Genomic DNA, 20,670 nt, shown 5'->3' with positions numbered 1-20,670 from the left:
GGTTGAAACGGACAGACCCGAAGGAGGTCACCTCGGCCGAGCTGCTGACGCTGCCGATCCACGAGCGGCTGGTCAAGCTCAACTGGCTCGGGCAGCTGTGGACGGCGCCCGACGGCACGCCGCTGTTGCCGGTCGAGTTCGTCGGCCGCCAGGGCCGCGCGGTCCAGCTGGTCGACGTGCGCGAGGCGGAGGAGCTGACCGGGCCGCTCGGCTACGTGCCCGGCAGCGTGTGGCTGCCGCTGGCGCGGATCCACGAGGCCGCGGAGCGCTGGGCCGCCGGCACGCCGGTGGTGCTGGTGTCGCGCAACGGCGGGCCCAGGGCGGCTCAGGCCGCGCAGGCGCTCGAGTGCCTCGGCATGGAGTACGTCGCGGTGATGGACGGCGGGATCTCGGCGTGGCGCAAGTTCGGGTTCGCGACCATGCGCGACGAGGCGGTCCTGCGCCGGATCGCCGGGCCGCCGCCGGCCCCGATCGAGGTCGAGACGGCCGAAGGGCGGCCGCTGACGCAGGCGCAGATCGAGGCCCACATCGGCGACGCCCAGCGGGTCCGGTGGGTCAAGATGGCGGCGCTGATGCTGCACAGCAAGACGTCGTGCGTCGACGGCCGCGACGACCACGCGGTGGTCGGCACCCCGGGCGGCGACGCCGGCGAGTTCCTGCTGGCGCTGGCGGCCGTGGAGCGCGTGACCGGCCAGCCGGTGCCGCTCGAGCGGATCGCCGCGCTGCTCGAGGGCTACGTCGAGACGTTCGGCCACTTCTACATCCACTCCGACACCACCGCCGGCAACAACCTGATCGGGGCGATGCGGGCCGACCCTGCGCTTTCGGACAGGTTGCCGCCGACCAGCTCGGGGCCGAAGGAGTGGCGCGCGTTCCTCAACAGCCCGCCCGAGGCGCTCCGGCCGCTGGTGCTGGAGCACGTGATCACGCCCGGCAACATCGGCTGCGGCCACCTGCGCCTGATGCTGCAGCACCCCGAGCGCTACCTGATCCGCCGCCCGCTGGTGGAGGCGTTCCTGCGCGCGCTGTTCTCGATGCGCTGGAACGGCATGGTCGAGCTCGACCTGGTGATGCTCGGCGGCGGCCACGAGGAGGGCGCGGTCGTCAACGTCCGCCTCGAGCAGGGCGTGTGGGCGTTCACCCGCGTGCCGCTGATCTCGCCGGCGTGCGGCACCGCGGGCGTGCAGATCTTCGTCAACCACCCGCAGGTCGCCGACTTCACGCGCGAGCAGGTGGCGCGCTACTTCACGACCCACCCGGAGCTGCTGCCGCTCGGCGAGGCGGAGTACGGGATCCTCCGCAAGGACATCCGCCGCCTGGCGGAGATCCAGCAAGCAGCGACGCTGTCGGTGCTGGCGAAGGGGCTGCCGGTGTACGACGTGGTGTTCCGCAACCAGCGCGAGTTCACGGTCAGGTCGGCGGGCGTGATCGGCTGACCCCGGTCGGCTCGAGGTCCCTGGGACGGGCGCCGCCGTGAGGCGGGCTCGGGATGTCATGCCTGCTGTTTATAAGGACATGTCCTGATGGGCATGCGGAGGCCCGGGCGCACACCGCAATGCATGGTCTGATTCGAGGACGTGTCCTGAGGGTCATGTGGACGCGCCGGCTCACGGCAGGCGGCGCGGGCCGAGGGCGCGGTGCTCGTCGCTGCCCCAGCAGGTGATGTTGCCGGTCGACTGCAGGGCGCACGAGTGGGCGGCGCCGAGGGCGAGGTCGACGGCGCCGGTGAGGCCGGGCACCGGAGCGGGCCGCGGGCGCGAGGCGGCGCCGCCGTCGACCTGTCCGTCGCGACCTGCTCCCCAGCACATGACCTTATCACCCTGTACTTTGGCGCAGGTGTGCGCGCCGCCGGCGGCGAGCTCGAGCGGGCCGGTGAGGCCGGCGACGGCGACAGGGCTGCGCTGGGCGAAGGTGCCGGTGGTGCCGTCGCCGAGCTGGCCGTCCTGGTTGTGACCCCAGCAGACCACGCCGCCGGTCTTGCGGCGGGCGCAGGTGTGTTTGGCGCCGGCGACGAGGTCCACGGCGTCGGCGAGGCCCTGGACGGGCTTGGGGGTCGAGCGGCCGGCGTGGAGGTTGTCGCCGAGCTGGCCCTCGGTGTTGCGGCCCCAGCAGAGCACGGTGCCGGCGTCGGTGCGGGCGCAGGTGTGGGCGTCGCCGGCGGCGAGCTGGACGGCGCGGCTGGTCGAAGGGACAGTCACGGGTCGGGCCGAGCGGTCGGCCTGGGCGCCGAGCTGGCCGTTCTCGCCGAGGCCCCAGCAGACCGCGCCGCCGGCCTTGCGACGGGCGCAGGCGTGCGCGCCGCCGGCGACGATCTCGACGGCGTCGGCGAGGCCGGCCACGGCCACCGGGCTGGTGCTGCGGGCGCCCGGGCGCGCGCCGGCGCCGTCGCCGAGCTGGCCGTCCTCGTTGTTGCCCCAACACAGCACCTGCCCGCTCGACTTGCGCGCGCACGTGAAGTTGCCCCCGGCTGACACTTCAGACATGCCCGAAAGACCAGGTACGAGCGCGGCCCGCGGGAGGTCGGCCCGGCCGCCGTCGCCGAGCTGACCGTCGCTGTTCTTGCCCCAACACGCGACCGCGCCCGACTTGCGGCGGATACAGCTGTGCTCGCCGTGCGCGGAGATGGCGACGGCCGGGTCCGCTGGTGGAGGCGCCGGCTGCTGCGGCTGGGGGCGCGGCGGAGGCTGGGGCTGCGGGGTCGGCGGACCCTGCGTGGGCGGGCGCGGCGGAGGCTTGTAGCCGCCATCGCAGGAAGCGAGGGCGAGGGCGAGGAGCGCGGCGCACGAGCGGAGACGCATGCAGTCGCAGGGTAGACCATCCGCGGTGGCACCGAGCCCGCGGGGTGCGTGCCATTTTGGCAAACGAAGAAAGTTGGGAATAGGGCGCAGGGGGGTTCTGGACTGCTTACGAGCGAGATCGAGGTTGGCCCGGGCGTTGCACAACCAGGGGCATGGCTACCAAACAGGAGAAAAAAGAGGCGAGCGAGTCGACGGTCGTGGTCGTGGGTGGACACGGTGGGATGTCGAGCCGCTATCGCGAGGTCGCGCAGCGCTTCGGTTGCACCCTGCGGCATTTCGAGCAGCGGATCCCCCCGGGCGTGCGCCACGGGGCCGGCAAGATCGCGCTCGTCGTGGTGATGGTCGGCATGGTCTCTCACGCGCTCCGCGATCAGATCAAAGAGCTCGTCACCGACGACACCAAGGTGGTGTACCTGCGCACCGCGTCGGTCTCGGCGCTACGGGCCGCGGTCGAGCAGAACGCTTCGTGAGCGGGCTTGCGACCGGCGACAGCTGTCGCACGAGGTCGCGGTGAAACACGGCGTCGACCGATCGGGTCGAGGTTGCGAGCGCGTGATGTCAGATTCTTGAAGCGGCGAGTGGTGTGCGGATCGTGCCAGTGGTGGCGACGACGGAACGGGATGCGTCCGGCGATCGGCCGGGATGCGGGGATTGTTCGCTAGATCTGTAGCGGTGCGACGAGGGCGCGGCAGCGCCGGTGGAATTGACGCGGGCGGCGAACGGCGGCCAGGTGGCGGGGCATGAGCGGACCCTAGCGATCGTGGAAGCGCCTCGGCCTGCAACTCGGGATCCTCGCCGGCGTCGGGCTGGCGCTGGTGGGTGGGAGCGAACCGTCGCGCGCGGCCCCGATCTGCATCGAGGAGGACCAGTGCACCTTCGTCAAGCCGGTCTTCCTGATCGCGCTCGACTACTCGACGGCGATGAACGCGATGTTCGACGCCGACGAGACGCGCTGGCAGCGGGCGGTCGCGGCGGTGCAGGCGATCGTCGACACCAACAACGGCTACATCCAGGGCAACATCATGCTTGCGTTGATGCGCTTCGGGCACGACCCGGACGTCGATCAGCCGGGCACGACGATCGCCGGCGATGCGAGCGGGCTGGTCGACGGGCAGAAGCTCGACGTGGCCTGGTACGACGCGCAGGCCCCCGACAAGCAGTACTTCCAGTGCAACGGTGAGGCGGTGAAGGACGCTCTGGCGACGGTGCCGCCGCCGCTTGCGGGGGCGCCGACGGGCATCGGCGCGTGGACTGCGGGGGCGCTGGCGCGGGCGGAGGCGCTGTTCGCAGCGGGGAAGGCGGATCATCCGGAGGAGGTCGGACCGGACGCGCGCCGGCCGGTGCTGATCGTGATCACCCAGGGGGTGTGGACCGACGCGGAGGGCACTCAGGTGCTGCAGCCGCCGTCGGCCGATCCGGTACCTGTCGCTTCGGACATGTGGATTAACGAAGCGATCCCGACCTACGTGTTGTCGGTCGGTGACGCGGCGGGGACGGCGGAGGCGAACAAGCTCGCCGCCGCCGGCGGGACCGGTCAGGCGGTGGTCGAGCCGCAGGTGTTCAAGGACGCGCTGAAGGTGCTGGTCCTGGAGATCATCAACCAGGTCGAGGAGCCGATCTGCGACCCGGCGCGGCCACGGATCATGTTCATCCTCGACGGCTCGTCGTCGATGCTCAACGTGATGGGCGACAGCGTCCACGGGGCGATGGGGCAGACGCGCTGGGACCTGCTGCGCACGGGCGGGATCGCGGTCGCGCTGAACGACCCGACGCCGCCGCTGAGTGATGTCGTGCCGCTCGATCTGTGGACGATCGTCGGCGCGGCGGTGTTCGGCGGTGATTCTCCGGCCGAGCAGAAGCTCCTCGTCGACTATGCGCCGTGTCGCGGCAGCGTGCTCGACTGGGCGCTCGATCCGCAGACCTCCTGTGACGCGCCCGGGTGCGACGAGCCGTGGGGCGGGCCGCCGATCTCGTGGACCTTCAAGACCGACGAGATCGAGTTTCCGGGGCCGACGACGCCGGTGCAGAGCCACGTGCCGCGGTGCGACGTCGACCCGCAGAAGCCGGGGGCGTGCGCCGGTTCGGGGGCGTTCGTCCATCTCGGGCTCGAGCTCGTGCAGGGGCACCTGGCCGCGGCCAGGGCGAGCTGCATGGCCGTCGACGCGCCGTTCACGTGCGACGCGCAGACGAAGTTTTACAACGTGTTGATCATGGACGGGCCGTACGACTCGGACGACGCGGCGGTCCAGGCCTCGCTCGAGCAGATGGTGGTCGACGGGGTGCGGACCTACGTGGTCGGGCTCGGGGAGCTGGCCGCGGCGCCGGAGGCGGTCGAGCAGCTGACGATGATGGCGGCCTGGGGCTCGGGCGGCGGGCTCGACTTCTTCCCTGCGGGCGATTCGCAGGTCGAGCTGCAGGCGGCGTTGGCGGCGATCTTCGAGCACATGTTCACCGAAGTGCTCAGCGAGACCATGATCGATCCGTGCTGTAGCCTGCTCGCGTGCGGCGGGCTCGACGGCGGCGACGATCTCGAGCCCGATCCGGTGCCGGACCCGAGCGATACGGACAGCAGCTCGTCGACCACCGGCGAGGAGCCGGGGACCACCGGGGCCGCGACGTCGACGACGACGGGCGGAGCGACGACCTCGGACGGAGCGACGACCGACGGCTCGACGAGCGCGCCCACCAGCGGGCCGACGAGCGGCGGGGCGACGACGGACGGGGCGACGACCGACACGCCGACGACGGGCGGGCAGCCGGGCACCGGTGCACCCGGCGAGAGCGGCGACGAGCCGGGCGGGGCGGACACCGACGGCGGAGCGCCGGGCGGCACGGCGAAGGACGGGTGCGCGTGCACCAGCGCAGCCGACGGGGAGCGGATGCTCGCGCCGCTGGTCGGCCTCGGCCTGCTCGGGCTGGGACGGCGACGGCGGGCACGCCGAGATGTCCGAACGGACAGGTGAGAGCGGCGGCCGGGGGTGGTCGGCCGCCGCTCGAACGGCGGCTCAGCGCGCCACGAGGTGGACGAACGGCAGGGTAGAGCGGATGCGGCTGTTCGGCGTCGGGCCTGCCGGTGGACCGGCCGTGGCTCGCATCGAGATGTCCGAACAGCAGGTAGGCGGGGCTGCGGCTCAGCTCGGCGAGCGGAGTCGACGACGACGAGGCGGCGGATTCGTATGTCCGAACGGACAGGTAAGCGAGGCTGCGGCTCAGCCCGGCGTGCTGTCCGAACGGACAGGCGGAGCGCGCGCAGCAGCCGGCGGCGGACGTGGGAGCTGAGGGACATGTCGTAAGGGGCATGCCGAGGCGCGGTCACGCCGGTCTGGTGGGCGGAGGCCGCGCCCGAGAGCGCGAGGCCGATGCGGGAGGCCGGCTGCGCGCGCATGTGGACGCGTGCGCGCTCGCGGCCTCGCGCCTCCGCGCGCCCGTGCTACCCGGCTGGCCGCGCGCACCGGCCGATCGGCGAGCGGTGCCCGCGTTCACGAGAGGAGCCAAGGCATGGCACGACGAGCAGGTATCGGAGCGCTGGTGTTGATGACGGCGTGCGCCCCGGGAGCGGGCGAGCAGGAGGCGGACTGGGACCGGAAGGTGAAGCCGCCGAGCGACGCGGACGCGGCCGAGGGCCGCAGCAGCTGCAAGTACGAGGTGGGAGCCTTGCCCGCGGAGACGCAGGGCAAGTCGTACCCGAACGGCGAGCAGATCCCCATCGATCACATCGTCGTGCTCATGCAGGAGAACCGCTCGTTCGATCACTACTTTCAGATGCTGCCGGTGCGCGGGCAACCGGAGGCCGAGGTGGCGCCGGTGAACTTCTCGAACCCCGGGCCCGAGGGGGCGCCGGTGGCGATCTACCACCAGACGCAGCCCTGCTTCGGCAACACCAATCACTCGTGGGACGCGGTGCACGAGCAGATCGGCGGCGGCAAGATGGACGGGTTCGTCAGCACCAACGAGGGCAAGGGCGACGACGTCATCGACGTGACCCTGCGGGGCGAGCGGGCGATGGGCTACTACGACGAGCCCGACCTGCCGTTTTACTACTGGCTGGCCAACGAGTTCGCGCTCGGCGACCACTACTTCAGCTCGGTGCCGGGGCCGACCTGGCCCAACCGGATGTACCTCTACGCGGGCTCGTCGTACGGTCGCACGGTCAACGTCAACTTCAAGCCGGACGCGACGATCTTCGATCACCTGACGACCCGCGGCGTCAGCTACCGGGTGTACTTCAGCGACGAGGGCGGCCTCGGCGACTTCTTGACGGGGATGCTGCCCGACTCGAGGACGCAGCGGCACCCGATCTCGCAGTACTTCGCCGACGCGAAGGCGGGCCAGCTGCCGGCGGTGTCGTTCGTCAACGCGACGTTCGACGCGCCGGAGTCGAAGGCGACGTGGGAGCACCCGCCGTCGGTCTCGCAGCTCGGGCAGCTGTTCTCGGCCCAGGTAATCGATGCGCTGCTGAAGAGCCCGAACTGGCCGCGCTCGGCGCTGTTCTTCGCCTACGACGAGCACGGCGGGCTGTTCGACCACGTGCCGCCGCCGGCCGCCTGCCCGCCCGACGCGCACACGCCGGAGCTGCAGCCGCACGACCAGTCGGGCCGCTTCGACCGCCTCGGGCCGCGCGTGCCGTTCATCGTCGTGTCGCCCTATGCGAAGAAGCACTACGTCGGCCACGAGGTCTACGACCACACGTCGATCCTCCGCTTCATCGAGGCCCGCTTCGTCCTGCCGGCGCTGACCGCCCGCGACGCCAACGCGCTGGCGCCGTGGGACATGTTCGACTTCTCCGCCCCGCCGCACGCGACGCCGCCGGCGGTCACGCTGCCCAAGGTCGACGCCGCCGCGGTGGCCCGCTGCGCCAAGCTCCACCCCGAGAAGCCGTGACTCTGGACGCACGAGAGGACATGTGCCTTCGCACATGTCCTCTTGAGCAGTTTCGAGTCGGGCGCTACAAGCCGGTCTGGACGCAGTAGAGGTGGGCGTACATCTGGCAGGCGACGGTGCCGTCGTCGGTCCAGCGGTAGTCGGTGGCGGTGATGGTGCCCTTGCGGCCGTTGCCGTCGGCGATCCAGTCGCCGCACATCGAGCTGGGGTCGGTCTTCTGGCCGTCGGCGAGGGTGCCGGTCCACGCCATCGCCTCGCCCGCCACCAGCTCGCCCTTCGCGTCGAGGTTGATCTTGACCTGCATCGGCGACACGATGTCGAGGAAGTCCTTCTTGTGGGCGGCGATCTGCATGCCGTCGGTGCGCTTGAACGGGACTTCCGCGGCGCCGATGCGGTCCCTGGCGTCGACGGTGCTGGTGCTCAGCCAGGCGACGAACTTGCGCCCGGTCAGCAGGTCCGCGGTCGCGGCGGCGTTGGTGCACTGGTCGTCGGCGCCGGACAGGCCGCCGAGCAGGGTGCCCTGGAAGGTCCCGCTGGTGACGAACACGTAGCGCTCGGAGAACTTGCACGCGCCGTTGCACCCCTTGGCGCCGTCGCACTCTTCGTCGCACGCGGGGCAGAGCTTGCCGTCGCCGCACTCGGCGGGGCGACAATCGAGGGTGCAGGTGGCGTCGTCGGCGTTGTCGAGGCCGGCGTCGCAGGTCTCGAGCTCGGCGTGGACGAAGCCGTCGCCGCAGAAGGCGTTCGTGCAGCTGTCGAGGCAGTCGTCGGTGTTGTCGGTGTTGCCGTCGTCGCACTCTTCGCCGTCATCGACGTTGCCGTCGCCGCAGCCGGGCGGCGGTGCGGTCGTGGTGACCGGCTCGGTGGTGGTGACCGGCTCGGTGGTCGGGTCGGTCTGCGACGGCAGCGTGGTCGGCGGCGTGGTGTTGCCGGTCGACGTCGACGTCGACGTCGCGGACGGAGCGGTGCTGCCCTCGCTGTCGCTGGTGGTGCCCGGGTCGGTCGAACCGGTCGAGGTGGCGCCGGTCGGGTTGAAGCAGGCCGAGAGCAGGAGCAGAGGCAGCGCGGCGGCGGGCCGCGAGACAGGGGGCAGCACGCGGCGAGTTTAGGCGCTCGCCGCGGGCCTGCCCAGGGCGGTGCAGGCGCTCGACGAGCGCGATTTTTCACCGGGCGGCGGCGCTCAGCCGATCGGGCTGCAGTCCTTGATCTGGATGGCGTCGCTGTTGTTGTTCTCGAAGCACTCGAGGGCGAACTCGCCGCCCTGGCCGTCGTCGTCGACGACCACGGTGACGGTGCCGTTGACGGTGTCGTCGATGGTGCACGAGACGTCGCGGCACTCCTCGACCGGCACCGGCTCCGAGGTGTAGGCCACGCACAGGACCATGCCGTCGGCTGGATCTCCGAGGTAGAAGGTCGCAGGCAGGTTGGCGCCCACGGCCTTCTTGCCGCGGTTGCAGACTGTGCTCGTCAGGACCACCTTGCCGTCCTTGCCCATGCAGCTCTGGTCGCCCAGCTTGCCGGTGATGTCGGGCAGCGCGGCCGGCGGGGTGTCGCCCTGGCGGTTCTGGCGGTAGTTGTTGAGGTCGGGCTGGAGGAAGTTGGCCGGCCACTGCGAGATGGCCGGGATGCCGCCGTCGTCGTCGACGTTGGTGACCGAGTAGGCGTGCTGGTTCCACAGCGGGCGCGAGGAGGCCCAGCGGTCGAGCCTGTCCCGAAGGACACGCAGTCCGGTGAGGCCGACGCCCGGCGGGTGGACCGCGCGGCACACGTTGCCGGCGCCCGGGGTGCCGGCCAGCGGCTCGGTGCAGGCGTGGCCGGCGACGCACTGGGTGTTGTCGCTGCAGCGGCAGAAGCCGGCGTCGCAGATGAACGGCTCGCCGCACTCCTCGCCGGTCTCGCAGCGCAGGCCGCGGTGGATCGGGTCGATGTCGGGGCAGACGACGCCGCAGTTGTCGTTCGAGCCGACCAGGATCTCGGTGTTCTGGTCGTAGTCCGGGTCGCCGACCACGGGGTTCTCGTACCAGGTGCACGAGGTGCGGAAGGTCGAGTAGAGGACCTCGCCGGTGGCGCCCTCGTAGACGCGGAGGAAGCACTCGTCGGCGTAGACGGCCTCGGCGGCGCCGTCGCCCTCGAAGTCGAAGATCGACGAGCCGGTGTTCTGCGACGAGGCGTCCTGCGACGGCTGCGACCAGCGGATCCACGGGGCCACGCAGCCGGGCGCCATCACGTCCTTGCAGTCGAGGTCGTAGATGCTGAAGGCCTTGCCGCCGGCGCTGGCGATCTCCGGGTAGCCGTCGTTGTCGAAGTCGCCGATGGTCGGCGGGCCGCCGCTGCCGAGGTCGGTGGTGGCGGTGAAGATCAGCTGGCCCTCGAGGGTGTAGAGCTCGACCACGCCGCCGGTGACGCTGACGATCTCGGCGCGGCCGTCGAGCGCGGTGGCGTTGAAGCTGGCCGGGTCGGCGCCGGGGGTGCCGAAGTCGGCGAAGCCGTAGTGCTGGCCGCCGTCGGGGTCGCCCGGCCAGGCCATCTCCCACGTGTTGGTGCCGACGTTCCAGCGCCACACGCCGGCGCCGATCAGCTCGGCGGCGCCGTCCTGGTCGAGGTCGCCGATCACGGAGAAGCGGTGCGAGCCGGCGCCGGCGATCGTCTGGCCCGGGTTGAGGCGGGTGCCGGTGGCGCCGTCATAGACCTCGCTGCCGGTGATGACCTCGGCGACGCCGTCGTCGTCGAGGTCGTGCAGCGAGGGGCCGTCCCAGCGGACGGTCATGCTGTAGTTGGTGTCGGTGGCGACCCACTTGGTGACGTACTTCTTCTGCGCGACGTCCCAGCCGAAGGCGATCGTGCCGGACACTGCGCGGTGGGTGACGATCTCGGCCAGGCCGTCGCCGTCGATGTCGCCGATGGCCGGCGGGCTGGCGGCGATGATGCGGTTGGCCGGGTCGTCGATCGACTCGATGAGCTCGCAGGTGGTCCCGTCGAGGACGCGGATGACGCCGTAGTAGTTGGGGTCGGAGCCCCAGCCGGCCGGCTCGCCGCCGTCGGTGTAGTTGTAGGTGACGATGACGATCTCGGCCTGCGGGAACTCGACGTTGGCGCCGTGCGGGAGGTCGAAGATGAGCGGGGTGGTGAGCACCGACTTGTGATTGGGGTACGGGTCGCCGTCGGGCGGGGCGGTCCACTCGCACTGCACTGCCGGCTCGAACAGGCCGATGGTGACGTCGCCGACGCACTCGTCGTTGCTCCACTGGTTCGGATCGAAGCCGTAGGGGATGCACACGGCGGGGCTCTCGCCGACGGGGAGGCAGTTGTCGGCGCAACAGTAGGAGTCGCCGGAGCAGTCGTCGTCGGTCTGACACTCGCCGTCGGTCGGCGCACACTCGCCGCCGGCGCACACGAGGCCGGGCTTGCACTCCGCGCTGACGCCACACTGCTCGCCCGCCTCGCCGGTGCCCTGGCCGCCGGTGGTGGTGCTCGTGGTCGGCTCGCCGGTGGTCGGCGCGGTGGTGGTGCCGGTCGGGGCGTCGGTGGTGCCGGTCGGCTCGGTGAGGCCCGGCGTCGTCGAGGTCGGGAGCGTGGCGGTGCCGTCGTCGGCCGGGCGCCCGCTGTCGCCGCAGCCGGCGAGCGCGAGGACGAGCGTGCAGGGCAAGGTGTAGGCGCGTCTCATCGGAGGACGCTACGCCCGGGCGCGCGCGAGCGTCAAGCGGAGATGACCGAAGAGACAGGTGACATTTGGACGCTGCGAAGTCGCGGACGCACCGTGATGCGCGTGTCGCGAGCGGGCCGACAATTGCGGGCGGCGAGCGAGGGCGCGTGCGGCGGCGGGCGCGGTGCGCTATCGTGCGCGGGTCGATGACGCCCGCTGGCAAGCTCGCGCTGCTCGCATCGCTGTACCTCGCGCAGGGGATGCCGTACGGGTTCTTCTCGCAGTTCCTGCCGGCGATGCTGCGCGAGCAGGGGGTGTCGCTCGAGGGCGTGGGGCTGGCGTCGCTGCTGGCGCTGCCGTGGGCGCTGAAGTTCGCGTGGGCGCCGCTGGTCGACCGCCACGGGCTCGCTCGCTTCGGTCATCGGCGCAGCTGGATCGTGCCGCTGCAGCTGCTGACGGTGATCACGCTGCTGGCGCTGGCGACGGTCGAGCCGACGGTCGACCTGCAGGCGATGCTGCTCGGGGTGCTGGTCCTCAACTTCCTGGCGTCGACGCAGGACATCGCCACCGACGGCCTGGCGGTGACGATCCTGGCGCCCACAGAGCGCGGGCTCGGCAACGGGGTGCAGGTCGCGGCCTATCGCCTGGGGATGATCCTGTGCGGCGGGGTGCTGCTGATCTTGTACCCGTGGCTCGGCTGGGCCCGCGTGTGCCAGTGCATGGCCGGGGCGATCGCGGTGACGACGCTGCCGATCGCGGCGTTCCGCGAGCCGCCGCCGGAGCAGGCCGAGCGCCCGGGGCTGGCCGCGTTCACCGAGTTCTTCCGCCGCCCCGGGGTCGGCTCGTGGCTGGCGGCGATCGCGGCGTTCAAGCTCGGCGAGGCGTTCGGGGTCGGGATGCTGCGCCCGTTCTTCATCGACGTGGGCCTCGGCCTGGCCGACATCGGCTGGCTGACCGGCACCGCAGGGTTCCTCGCCGGCCTGGTCGGGGCGATGGTCGGCGGGGCGTTCGTCGCCAGCTACGGCCGCTACCGCTGCCTGTTCGTGTTCGCCGCGGTGCAGGCGCTGGCGGTCGCCTCGTACGCGATCGCGGCCGCAGGCGCGCGCGACGGCTGGGTGCTCTACGCGCTGTGCACGTTCGAGCACTTCGCCAGCGGGATGGCCACCGCCGCGCTGTTCACGATGATGATGGACGCGTCCCGCCCGCACACCGCCGGCACGGACTACACGATCCAGGCCAGCGTGGTGGTGCTGGCCACGGGGATCGGCTCGTCGCTGTCGGGCTTCTCGGCCGCGGAATTCGGCTACGCGCAGCACTTCCTGCTCGCGGCCGTGCTGTGCGTGATCGGCGTGCTGCCGGCGGTGCTGCACCACGGCAAGGTCCGCCGCGGCGAGACCGAGCTGGCCAGCGTGATGTGAATGGAGAGAGGCCGGGGACATGTCCGTTCGGGCATGTCTTGGCCGGGCGCTCGCAGCGAGAGCGATGGCGGTTCTTTCGGACATGTGCAATCGCGCATGTCCGAAAGAACATGGCGCCGAGGCCATGCGTCAGGGCGAGGGAGGCTTGGCAGCGGCGGGCTTGGTGGCGGGCTCGGCGGGCTTGTTGGCGGGCTCGGCGGGCTTGTTGGCGGCGGGCCTGGTGGCGGGCTCGGCGGGCTTGTTGGCGGGCTCGACGGGCTTGGTGGCGGCGGGCCTGGTGGCGGGCTCGGCGGGCTTGGTGGCGGCGGGCTTGGCGGGCTTGGCCTTGCCGGGGGCGGGCAGGACGACGTCGATCACGTGGAGGACGCCGTTGGTGGCCTGGATGTCGGCGCGGACCAACTCGGGCAGGGGCGGCAGCGGGGCGCCGGCCAGGGTATTGAAGGCGGGGGCCGGCGTCTCGGGGGCGGCCTGCTCGGGAGCGGCCTGCTCGGGGGCAGGCGTGGCTGCCGAGGGGTAGGCCTTGCCGGGCAGCGGCGGGCCGGCGACGACGTGATGCTGCAGCAGGGCGGCGAGCTTCTTCTTGTTCTTGAGCAGGCGATCGAGCTCACCCTTGGGCAGGGCGGCGAACGCCTTGTCGCTGGGGGCGAAGATCGTGAAGGGGCCGGGGCCCTGCAAGGTCTCGCGCAGGCCGGCGATCTCGACCGCCGAGAGGAAGGTGGTGAGGCCGCCCGCTTCGCTGGCGCTGGCGAGGAGGTCGAGCGTGGGCGCGGGCGGCTGCTCGGGCTCGGGCGGGGCCTCGGGGGCCGGCTCCGGGGCGATCTCGGCGGCCACTGCCGGCGGCTCGGACGGCGGTGCGTCGACCGGCGGCGGCGTGCTCTCGCCGCTGCGAGTGCAGGCCAGCGCGAGAGCGACGAACAGGGCGGGGGCGAAGCGACGGGGCGACATCGTCGAGCGGTTTTGACGCGCCGCGCCGTCGTTGTCAAAGGGGCAGCACGCACGCGAGCGCGAGGCCTGCGCGCTGCAGCGACCAGCGAGGGCCGGTGACTCGGAGGATGCACTCGAGCGGGCTCCCGGCGTGCGGGTGCGGGGGCCAGGAGACGACGGGGCCCGGCAGAGGCGAGCGGCGCGAGGGCGAGCGACGAAGGCGGAGAGGGCGAGCGACGAAGGCGGCGTGGCAGTACAGGTCAGCGAGTGCGAGAGACGAGCCGCGGGCGGCCAGGTCGGCGATGCGAGAGACGAGCCGCGGGCGGCCCAGGTCGGCGATGCGAGAGACGAGCGTCGGCAGGTTCAGCGGGCGCGAGAGAACGAGCAGCGGTGGCACAGGTCAGCGAGTGCGAGCGCGGCGGCACAGGATCAGCAGTGCGAGCGCGGCGGCCCAGGATCAGCAGTGCGAGCGACGGGAAGCGGCGCGGCGGCCCAGGATCAGCAGTGCGAGCGACGGGCAGCGGCGCGGCGGCCCAGAATCAGCAGTGCGAGCGACGGGCAGCGGCGCGGCGGCGCAGGATCAGCAGTGCGAGCGACGGGAAGCGGCGCGGCGGCCCAGGATCAGCAGTGCGAGCGACGGACAACGGCGCGGCGGCACATTCAGCGAGTAAGAGCGATGAGCGCGGCGCGGCCGTGCAAGTCGGCGAGTGCGAGAGACGAGCGTCGGCTGGTTCAGCGGGCGCGAGAGACGAGCAGCGGCGGCAGCAAGTCCGCGCGTGCGAGAGGCGAGCTCCGGCACGAGGGCACAGGTTCAGCGCCGCGAGCGTCGAGCAGCCGCCGGTGGCATGACTTCGAGGACATGTCCTCTTGGAGGTGTTTCAATGGACATGCTCTCGAGGACAGAGGTTGTCCCGGAGAACGATCACTCGCCGGCGGTCGGGTCGAGCGGGCAGAGCTTCTGGATCAGCTCGTGGAGGCGCTCCTTGGCGGTCGGGGCGACGTGGCCGCCGCGGGCGACGAGGGGCTCGCGCATGGCTTCGGAGGCGAGGCCGCCGACGATCCACGGGGTCGGGCCGCAGGCCTCGGCGTAGCCGTCGAGGAGGGTTTGCAGGCGATCGGGGGCGGGGGTGACGGTGGCGGACAGGCCGACGATGTCGGGGCGCAGCTCGTCGATCATGTGGCGCACTGCGTCGGGCGGGGTGCGGGCGCCGAGGACGATCGTCTTGATGCTCCAGGTCGCCAGGCGCAGGCCGACGCCGTAGAGCGGGCCGGTGTGCTCCTCGTCGGCGAAGCAGGCCAGGACGACCTGCCGGCGCGCGCGCTCGGGCTGCACCAGGCGCAGCAGGAAGCGCATGGTGTTGCCGAGGATCTCGGCGGCCAGGTGCTCCTGGGCGACGCTGACGCTGCCCTGGGCCCAGCGCTCGCCGATCTGCACCAGCGCCGGGCTGAACACGCGCTCGAACAGGGTGACGGCCGGGCCGAGGAACAGGGAGCTCTTCACTGCGGCCTCGATGCGGTCGGGGTCGAAGTGGTCGACTGCCTCGAGGATCCGCTGCACTGCGAGCTCATCGTTGTCGGCCTCGACGCGGGCGGCCACGGCGCTCTCGTCGTCGCTCGCCAGCACGCTGCGCGCGGCCTCGGACGGCGCCATGCCCGCCTCGCACAGCTCACGCACGCGGCGGATCCGCTCGACGTCGCGGTCGCTGTAGAGCCGATACGCCGACGAAGAGCGGCGCGGGGCGGGGAGGCCGTAGCGCCGCTCCCAGGCGCGGAGTGTGGCCGCGGACACACCGGTCATCTCGGCCACCGACTGAATGCGATATCTTCCGGTACTCACGAGGTCGCGGAACTCGGTCGACAGGTTCAGGGCTTGCGGAAGGTTGCTCGCAACTCTCCGCAAAGCTTGTATACTGCGATCCAGGGCGGCCTGCAACCGCTTGCAGCGACCCTCCCCTGCCTGCGATCGTGGTCCGTCATGCTGGCACAAAGCTCGCTCACGTGCATCCTCGCGCTCCTCGTCGCCGCGGCTCCGGCGGGAGGGGAGAGCGAGCTGTCGATCCGGATGAGCGGGTTCCGCAGCGACGACGGGCAGGTGTTGCTGGCGCTGTTCCGCGGCGCCGACGGCTTCCCCGGCGAGCCGAACAAGGCGTGGAAGACGGCGGTGGCGAAGGTCTCCGCCGGGCAGGCGCGCATCGACCTGCCGCTGCCTTCCGGCGAGTACGCGTTTGCGATCGTGCACGACGAGAACGGCAACAACGCGATGGACACGAACTGGGTGGGGATGCCCAAGGAGGGGTACGCGGCCTCGAACAACGCGAAGGGCCGGCTCGGGCCGCCGAAGTACCGCGACGCGAAGTTCAACATCGGCGCCGACGGGACAGTGCAGCGAGTGACGATCCTGTATTTGTAGTTGAAGAGCAGCGAGAGGGCGTCGCTCGTCGGCGGTGGGGGACGCGAAGTCAAGACGCGGTCATCCCGAGGAGCTCGTCGCGGCGGCGCGGAAGGGAGTTGGTTCCCAGCGGCCGGTGGGGGTAGCCATCTCCAGCTGCCACAAGTTGGCGGCGACGCGGCCCGGATCGTCGGCGGGGCCGGACTCGCGGGTGATGAGCGGGGCGCGATGCCGGACGCGGATGTGTGCGAGCTCCTGGTGTCGGCGCAGGAGCTGCTCGACAGCGCGAGCATCATCGTCCGACTTCGCGGCGGTGTTGCGGGTGGTCCGTGGACGGCTCATGCGGCGCGATGCCGCTGGGTGCGGACGTAGTGGCCGCGTCGGTGTCCGGCTCAGCGGGGCGCGTAGGCGTGCAGGGTCGGGGCGAGGCCTTCGCTGATTGTGTAGTAGCCGTCGCCTTCGGCGGCGAAGGTGAAGGCCTCGCCCTGGCGCTCGAGCGCCATCGAGAGGTCGCAGTCGGGGCCGCGGAACGCCTCGGCGAGCGGGCGGGCCGGATCGCGGCGCCACAGGCGGGCGGCGAGGTAGGTGCGGACGGCGACCAGAGTGCCGTCGCGGCTGACTGCGCCGCCGGTGGCGAGGCCGAGCGCGCCGAGCTCGCCGGCGGCCTTGAGCTCGCCCGAGCTCAGCGGAGCGGCGGCGCAGAACACCGAGGCGCCGCCGCGGCCCTTGGTGACGATGCACATGTCCCCGCGGACAGGGTCGACGAGCAAGGTCTCGGCGTTGTGGGCCTGGCCGCCCGGGTAGGTGAAGACGAGCCGCTCGACGCCGGGTAAGCGGTGCTCGGCGGCGGCGGCGGCGAGGTCGACGGTCGGCTCGGCGACGCGGTAGACGACGACGTCCGGCCGCTTGCGCAGGTTGTCGCCGATGTCGCCGATGTAGAGGGCGTCGCTGCCGTCCTTGCCTGGCCCGAGGGCCATGTCCTCCCAGTCATGGACCTCGGCGCCGTCGAGGCGCCAGCGGCCGAGGTAGCGCGCGCCGTCGACCGCGAAGGCGTAGACGAGGGGGCCGTTCGCGTCGGAGTCGTTGTGGGTCCACAGGACGCCGGGGTTGCGCCGGCTGGCGGCCAGGCCCGAGGCCTCGACGATCTCCGGGGGGGTGAGCGCGCCGGGGCTCGGCGCCACGGTGAACTCGGGGCACTCGCCGGCGGCGGCGACCGGGGCGACCGCGGGGCTGCCGGCGCCGGGGCTGTCGGAAGGGACAGGGCTCGAAGAACATGCCCCGAGGGACAGAAGGATCGCGAGAGCGAAGCGATACGCGGGGGGCGCGATTCGAGGCGGGACGAGCGAGACGGCGGAGTGCGCGAGAGGAGGCGAGGGGAGCGAGGGGGCGGAGGACGCGATTCGAGGCGGGACGAGCGAGGGGGCGGGGGGCGCGATTCGAGGCGGGGTGAGCGACGCGGCAAGGTGCGCGAGGCGAGACGCGACGAGGGGCGCGAATCGGGTCTCGGCGGGGCGCGTGGGGCTGGCCTCGAGGGCAGGTCCGGGAGGACAGGCCCCATTGAACATGTGCTTCGGGACAGGGGGAGCGGGGCGGCCGGCGGCGGCCCGCGGGCTCATGTCTGCGGTCCCGAGGTGCGGTTCAAGGTGCGGAGGATCTCCTCGATGCGGACCACGAACTCGTTGGCGCTCTGGGGGCGCAGGGCCGGGTCCGTGTGGAGGCAATCGTCGACCAGCTCGCTCAGGCGGCGCGGCATGCCGGGCAGCTTGCTGGCGAGCGCGGGCGCGGGGCGGGACACCTTGGCCTTCATCAGCGTCTGCGGGTTGCCGGAGAACGGGGTCTCGCCGACGAGGGCCTCGAACAGCATCACGCCCATGGCGTAGATGTCGAACAGCGGGCTGGCGGGCTTGCCCAGGACTTGCTCGGGGGCCATGTACTCGGGCGTGGCGACGAAGGCGCCGGGGTTCTGCTTGCGCGCCTCGGCCTCGGCCCAGGCGGCGATGCCGAAGTCGAGCACCTGCACGGCCTCGCCGTCGCCGTCGGGCAGCGGCACGAGCATGATGTTCTCGGCCTTGAGGTCGCGGTGGACCTGGCCGGCGTTGTGGGCGGCGCGCACGGCCCGGGCGACGTCGCGGAGGATCCGCGCGGCCCGCAGGACCGGCAGGTAGCGCCGCTCGGAGACTTCTTCGAAGAGGCTGCGGCCGACCAGCAGCTCGGTGACGAGGAACAGGCGGCCGTCGGCCAGCCGGCCGCCGTCGAACACCTGCGCGATGTTGGGGTGCGAGGTGTCGCTGGCGGCGCGGGCCATGCGGCGGAAGCGGTCGACGTCCTCGTCGCCGCGCACGAGGCTCTTCCACTGCGGGCTCAGCACCCGCACGGCGCAGCGGCTGCCCATCTGGATGTGCTCGCCGCGGTAAAGCTCGCCGAAGTTGGCGGGGCCGATGAACTCGAGCACGCGGAAGTAGGTCGCGACGAGAGTGCCCGTTTCGAGGGTGTCCTCTTCGTCCTGCACCAGGCTCTGCACCTGCCTCCAGGCTACCACGGGGTCCGTCGCACGCGGGAGAACTCGACGCAGGAGGGGCGGGGCGCCCGCCGCGGACGGCCAGCCCCTCCCTTGGGACAGGTCGAGCCCGCCGGGCCGGGGACACCGCGATCCGGCGAACTTCCGGGTGGGCGCGGCCCGGGGTTTGTTCACGCGGCCGATGGCGGTGCTCACGGCGATCGGCCCGGCGGCGCAGGGGGCTTCGCACCTGTCTCACGGTGCGCGACGCATGATGCGGCGTGCGCTCGTGGCACACTGCGGCCGATGAGCGAGCTGGCGCCGGAAGACGAGATCTATGCCCGGATCGGCGAAGAGGGCTTTGCGCGGCTGGTGGCGGCCTTTTACCGCCGTGTGTCCGACGACGACATCCTCGGACCGATGTACCCGCGTCACGACATGGTCGGGGCCGAGGCCCGCCTGCGCGACTTCCTGGTCGGTCGATTCGGCGGGCCGCAGCGCTACATCGCGCAGCGGGGCCATCCGCGGCTGCGGGCCAGGCACATGCCGTTCAAGCTCGACCAGCGCGCCCGCGATCGCTGGGTCGCGCTGATGGAGGCCGCGCTCGCCGAGGTCCAGCTCGAGCCGGGGGCGACGGCGACGCTGCGGGGGTTCTTCGCCGACACCGCCACCTTCCTGAGGAACAGCGGCTAGAGCGCCGTCGGGGGGCGGCCGCCCCAGGTCCGGGGCGACGCCCGGGAGCGCGAAGCACAGGAGATGGCTTCGGCGACATGTTTTAAGGGACATGTGCCGAGGCATGTCCGAGAGGACATGTTCTATGGGGCAGGCGGCTCGGGGCGCGGGGGCAGGCCGGGGAACTCGACGCCGAAGACCACCACCGCGTACAGGAGGTCCTGCTCGGGCAGGGCGGTGAGGCTGTGGGCGGTGTCGGCCGCGCGGAAGCAGCTGGCGCCGGCGCGGACGACGGTGCCGTCGTCCTCGACGAAGCCGCCCTGCAGCACGAGCACGTGCTCGTCGCCGAGGTGGCGGTGGTGCGGGAAGTGGGCGCCGGCGGCGACGCGGACGAACCCGACGTCGGCGCCGACGGTGGCCGGACCGCCCTCGAGGTGGAACAGCTCGACGCTGGGCAGCACGTGCTCCCACGCGTCCGGACGCGTGAGGCTGACGAGCAGCTGGCGGACGCGCTCGTGGGCGACGTCGAGGAGACGCGCCAGGCGGGCGACGAACGGGCTGAAGCGGGCCGCGGGCGTCGTCGCCGCGGCGAGCAGGCGCGCGCGGCCGCCGGCGGCCGCCGGAGTCGGCGACAGGGCGAGCGAGAGGGCGGTGAAGGCCTCGGCGACGGCGGCGTCCGGCATGTCTTCCTCGGCTGCCCAAAGGGGCATGTCCTTCAGGCCATCCTCCTGCAGCCGGGGCTGGGAGTCCGGCGGCGGGTCTTCGCGGTCGCGGCCGGTCATCGGTCCCCCCTGTCTTCAGCATGAAGGGCGGCGCGCAGCTTGGCGAGGCCGGCGGCGGTCCGCGACTTGACGGTGCCGATCGGAACGGCGAGTCGCTCGGCGATCTCGCTGGCCGACAGGCCGTCGAAGTAGGCCAGCTCGAGCACCTGGCGCTGCGCCGCCGGCAGCTCGAGCAGTGCGCGGCGCACGCGAGCGTGGTCGAGGCTCTGGCCGGGCTCGTCGCCGCCGGCCTGGCCGAGGTCGTCGAGGTCGCGCCCCTCGAGGGTCTCGACGCGGAAGCGGCCGGCCCGGCGGCAGCGGTCGAGGGCACGGCTGCGCAGCCGGACGAGGATCCACGTGCGCACGCTGCCGCGCTCGGGGTCGTAGTCGGTGCACTTCTGCCAGACCTCCATCAGCACGTCGTGCACGAGGTCCTCGGCCTCGCGGCGGTTGCCGAGGATCCGGATCGCCGTGGCCAGGAGGAGGCCGGCGTAGCGGTCGTGCAGGTCGCCGAGCGAGTCGCTGTCGCCGCACGCCATGGCGGCGAGGAGTTCGACGTCGCTGCGCTCGGTTCGCGGGCCCGAAGGACCGGGGGGCGAGCTTGGGCCCAGCCGTGACACGGGTGCTGGACTATATGCTCGGGCGTATGCGTGCGCGTCAAGCATGGCGAGCGTGCGAGGCAGTCAC

At 72.1% G+C, this 20,670-nt stretch carries 17 protein-coding genes; 7 read left to right on the top strand and 10 right to left on the bottom strand.

Annotation, left to right across the window (positions count from 1 at the left end):
* The first annotated feature begins 2 nt into the window (after nucleotides 1–2).
* A complete protein-coding gene (locus O0S08_RS42285) occupies nucleotides 3–1,436 on the top strand; it encodes a rhodanese-like domain-containing protein (protein WP_269035203.1) in 1,434 nt (477 codons plus the stop codon).
* A gap of 171 nt (nucleotides 1,437–1,607) precedes the next feature.
* Here O0S08_RS42285 and O0S08_RS42280 read toward each other — a convergent pair whose 3' ends face one another.
* Nucleotides 1,608–2,798, bottom strand: coding sequence for an RCC1 domain-containing protein (locus O0S08_RS42280; protein ID WP_269035202.1), 1,191 nt, complete (start codon nucleotides 2,796–2,798; stop codon nucleotides 1,608–1,610).
* Between the two features lie 152 nt (nucleotides 2,799–2,950).
* Between O0S08_RS42280 and O0S08_RS42275 the strand changes: the two genes are divergently transcribed.
* The 3 genes from O0S08_RS42275 (at nucleotide 2,951) to O0S08_RS42265 (ending at nucleotide 7,679) form a co-directional block, all read left to right on the top strand.
* Nucleotides 2,951–3,268, top strand: a complete 318-nt coding sequence (locus tag O0S08_RS42275) for a DUF2325 domain-containing protein (protein WP_269035201.1) — start codon at nucleotides 2,951–2,953, stop codon at nucleotides 3,266–3,268.
* Between the two features lie 345 nt (nucleotides 3,269–3,613).
* Entirely contained in the window at nucleotides 3,614–5,761 is a 2,148-nt protein-coding gene (locus O0S08_RS42270; protein WP_269035200.1) for a vWA domain-containing protein, read from the top strand.
* A 535-nt stretch (nucleotides 5,762–6,296) separates the two neighbouring features.
* Nucleotides 6,297–7,679, top strand: a complete 1,383-nt coding sequence (locus O0S08_RS42265; RefSeq protein ID WP_269035199.1) for a phospholipase C — start codon at nucleotides 6,297–6,299, stop codon at nucleotides 7,677–7,679.
* A 64-nt stretch (nucleotides 7,680–7,743) separates the two neighbouring features.
* Here O0S08_RS42265 and O0S08_RS42260 read toward each other — a convergent pair whose 3' ends face one another.
* Together O0S08_RS42260 and O0S08_RS42255 are read right to left on the bottom strand one after the other, a co-directional pair.
* The gene (locus O0S08_RS42260) at nucleotides 7,744–8,775 is read right to left on the bottom strand and encodes a hypothetical protein (protein ID WP_269035198.1); all 1,032 of its coding nucleotides are present in this window, start codon (nucleotides 8,773–8,775) and stop codon (nucleotides 7,744–7,746) included.
* 84 nt (nucleotides 8,776–8,859) lie between these two features.
* Nucleotides 8,860–11,343 (bottom strand): FG-GAP repeat domain-containing protein, encoded by a 2,484-nt coding sequence (locus tag O0S08_RS42255; protein WP_269035197.1) that lies wholly within the window; start codon nucleotides 11,341–11,343, stop codon nucleotides 8,860–8,862.
* A gap of 185 nt (nucleotides 11,344–11,528) precedes the next feature.
* On the opposite strand from O0S08_RS42255, the gene O0S08_RS42250 reads away from it, so the two are divergent.
* Nucleotides 11,529–12,740 (top strand): MFS transporter, encoded by a 1,212-nt coding sequence (locus O0S08_RS42250; RefSeq protein WP_269035196.1) that lies wholly within the window; start codon nucleotides 11,529–11,531, stop codon nucleotides 12,738–12,740.
* A 129-nt stretch (nucleotides 12,741–12,869) separates the two neighbouring features.
* Here the strand turns inward: O0S08_RS42250 and O0S08_RS42245 are convergent, their stop codons facing one another.
* Both O0S08_RS42245 and O0S08_RS42240 read right to left on the bottom strand, forming a co-directional pair.
* Nucleotides 12,870–13,685 (bottom strand): fasciclin domain-containing protein, encoded by an 816-nt coding sequence (locus tag O0S08_RS42245; protein WP_269035195.1) that lies wholly within the window; start codon nucleotides 13,683–13,685, stop codon nucleotides 12,870–12,872.
* A gap of 901 nt (nucleotides 13,686–14,586) precedes the next feature.
* Entirely contained in the window at nucleotides 14,587–15,501 is a 915-nt protein-coding gene (locus O0S08_RS42240; protein WP_269035194.1) for a MerR family transcriptional regulator, read from the bottom strand.
* Between the two features lie 138 nt (nucleotides 15,502–15,639).
* On the opposite strand from O0S08_RS42240, the gene O0S08_RS42235 reads away from it, so the two are divergent.
* Complete coding sequence (locus O0S08_RS42235) at nucleotides 15,640–16,074, top strand: DUF2141 domain-containing protein (protein ID WP_269035193.1); 435 nt, start codon at nucleotides 15,640–15,642, stop codon at nucleotides 16,072–16,074.
* A gap of 60 nt (nucleotides 16,075–16,134) precedes the next feature.
* Here the strand turns inward: O0S08_RS42235 and O0S08_RS42230 are convergent, their stop codons facing one another.
* From O0S08_RS42230 to O0S08_RS42220, 3 genes are all read right to left on the bottom strand, one after another.
* Nucleotides 16,135–16,395, bottom strand: coding sequence for a hypothetical protein (locus tag O0S08_RS42230; protein ID WP_269035192.1), 261 nt, complete (start codon nucleotides 16,393–16,395; stop codon nucleotides 16,135–16,137).
* 50 nt (nucleotides 16,396–16,445) lie between these two features.
* Complete coding sequence (locus tag O0S08_RS42225) at nucleotides 16,446–17,234, bottom strand: hypothetical protein (protein ID WP_269035191.1); 789 nt, start codon at nucleotides 17,232–17,234, stop codon at nucleotides 16,446–16,448.
* Between the two features lie 431 nt (nucleotides 17,235–17,665).
* Entirely contained in the window at nucleotides 17,666–18,574 is a 909-nt protein-coding gene (locus O0S08_RS42220; protein WP_269035190.1) for a serine/threonine-protein kinase, read from the bottom strand.
* A 282-nt stretch (nucleotides 18,575–18,856) separates the two neighbouring features.
* Here O0S08_RS42220 and O0S08_RS42215 point away from each other — a divergent pair, with 282 nt between their 5' ends.
* On the top strand, nucleotides 18,857–19,243 hold the full coding sequence (locus tag O0S08_RS42215) for a globin domain-containing protein (RefSeq protein ID WP_269035189.1): 387 nt from the start codon (nucleotides 18,857–18,859) through the stop codon (nucleotides 19,241–19,243).
* Between the two features lie 122 nt (nucleotides 19,244–19,365).
* Here O0S08_RS42215 and O0S08_RS42210 read toward each other — a convergent pair whose 3' ends face one another.
* Both O0S08_RS42210 and O0S08_RS42205 read right to left on the bottom strand, forming a co-directional pair.
* Nucleotides 19,366–19,932: a cupin domain-containing protein gene (locus tag O0S08_RS42210; RefSeq protein ID WP_269035188.1), complete on the bottom strand. Its 567-nt coding sequence runs from the start codon at nucleotides 19,930–19,932 to the stop codon at nucleotides 19,366–19,368.
* Nucleotides 19,933–20,000: 68 nt separating this feature from the next.
* The gene (locus tag O0S08_RS42205; protein ID WP_269035187.1) at nucleotides 20,001–20,603 is read right to left on the bottom strand and encodes a sigma-70 family RNA polymerase sigma factor; all 603 of its coding nucleotides are present in this window, start codon (nucleotides 20,601–20,603) and stop codon (nucleotides 20,001–20,003) included.
* Nucleotides 20,604–20,670: the final 67 nt, after the last annotated feature.

Source organism: Nannocystis punicea, assembly GCF_026965555.1.
In the GTDB taxonomy this organism is placed as follows: Bacteria; Myxococcota_A; Polyangia; order Nannocystales; family Nannocystaceae; genus Nannocystis; species Nannocystis punicea.
The sequence above is the reverse complement of the archived record's forward strand: the minus strand, read 5'-3'. Positions and strand labels throughout refer to the sequence as shown.

What these genes read in the sequence shown, in the direction of transcription:
- O0S08_RS42280 (WP_269035202.1), bottom strand. Translation starts at nt 2,798, where the DNA reads ATGCGTCTCCGCTCGTGCGCCGCGCTCCTCGCCCTCGCCCTCGCTTCC.
- O0S08_RS42275 (WP_269035201.1), top strand. Translation starts at nt 2,951, where the DNA reads ATGGCTACCAAACAGGAGAAAAAAGAGGCGAGCGAGTCGACGGTCGTG.
- O0S08_RS42265 (WP_269035199.1), top strand. Translation starts at nt 6,297, where the DNA reads ATGGCACGACGAGCAGGTATCGGAGCGCTGGTGTTGATGACGGCGTGC.
- O0S08_RS42255 (WP_269035197.1), bottom strand. Translation starts at nt 11,343, where the DNA reads ATGAGACGCGCCTACACCTTGCCCTGCACGCTCGTCCTCGCGCTCGCC.
- O0S08_RS42250 (WP_269035196.1), top strand. Translation starts at nt 11,529, where the DNA reads ATGACGCCCGCTGGCAAGCTCGCGCTGCTCGCATCGCTGTACCTCGCG.
- O0S08_RS42245 (WP_269035195.1), bottom strand. Translation starts at nt 13,685, where the DNA reads ATGTCGCCCCGTCGCTTCGCCCCCGCCCTGTTCGTCGCTCTCGCGCTG.
- O0S08_RS42235 (WP_269035193.1), top strand. Translation starts at nt 15,640, where the DNA reads ATGCTGGCACAAAGCTCGCTCACGTGCATCCTCGCGCTCCTCGTCGCC.
- O0S08_RS42230 (WP_269035192.1), bottom strand. Translation starts at nt 16,395, where the DNA reads ATGAGCCGTCCACGGACCACCCGCAACACCGCCGCGAAGTCGGACGAT.
- O0S08_RS42215 (WP_269035189.1), top strand. Translation starts at nt 18,857, where the DNA reads ATGAGCGAGCTGGCGCCGGAAGACGAGATCTATGCCCGGATCGGCGAA.
- O0S08_RS42210 (WP_269035188.1), bottom strand. Translation starts at nt 19,932, where the DNA reads ATGCCCCTTTGGGCAGCCGAGGAAGACATGCCGGACGCCGCCGTCGCC.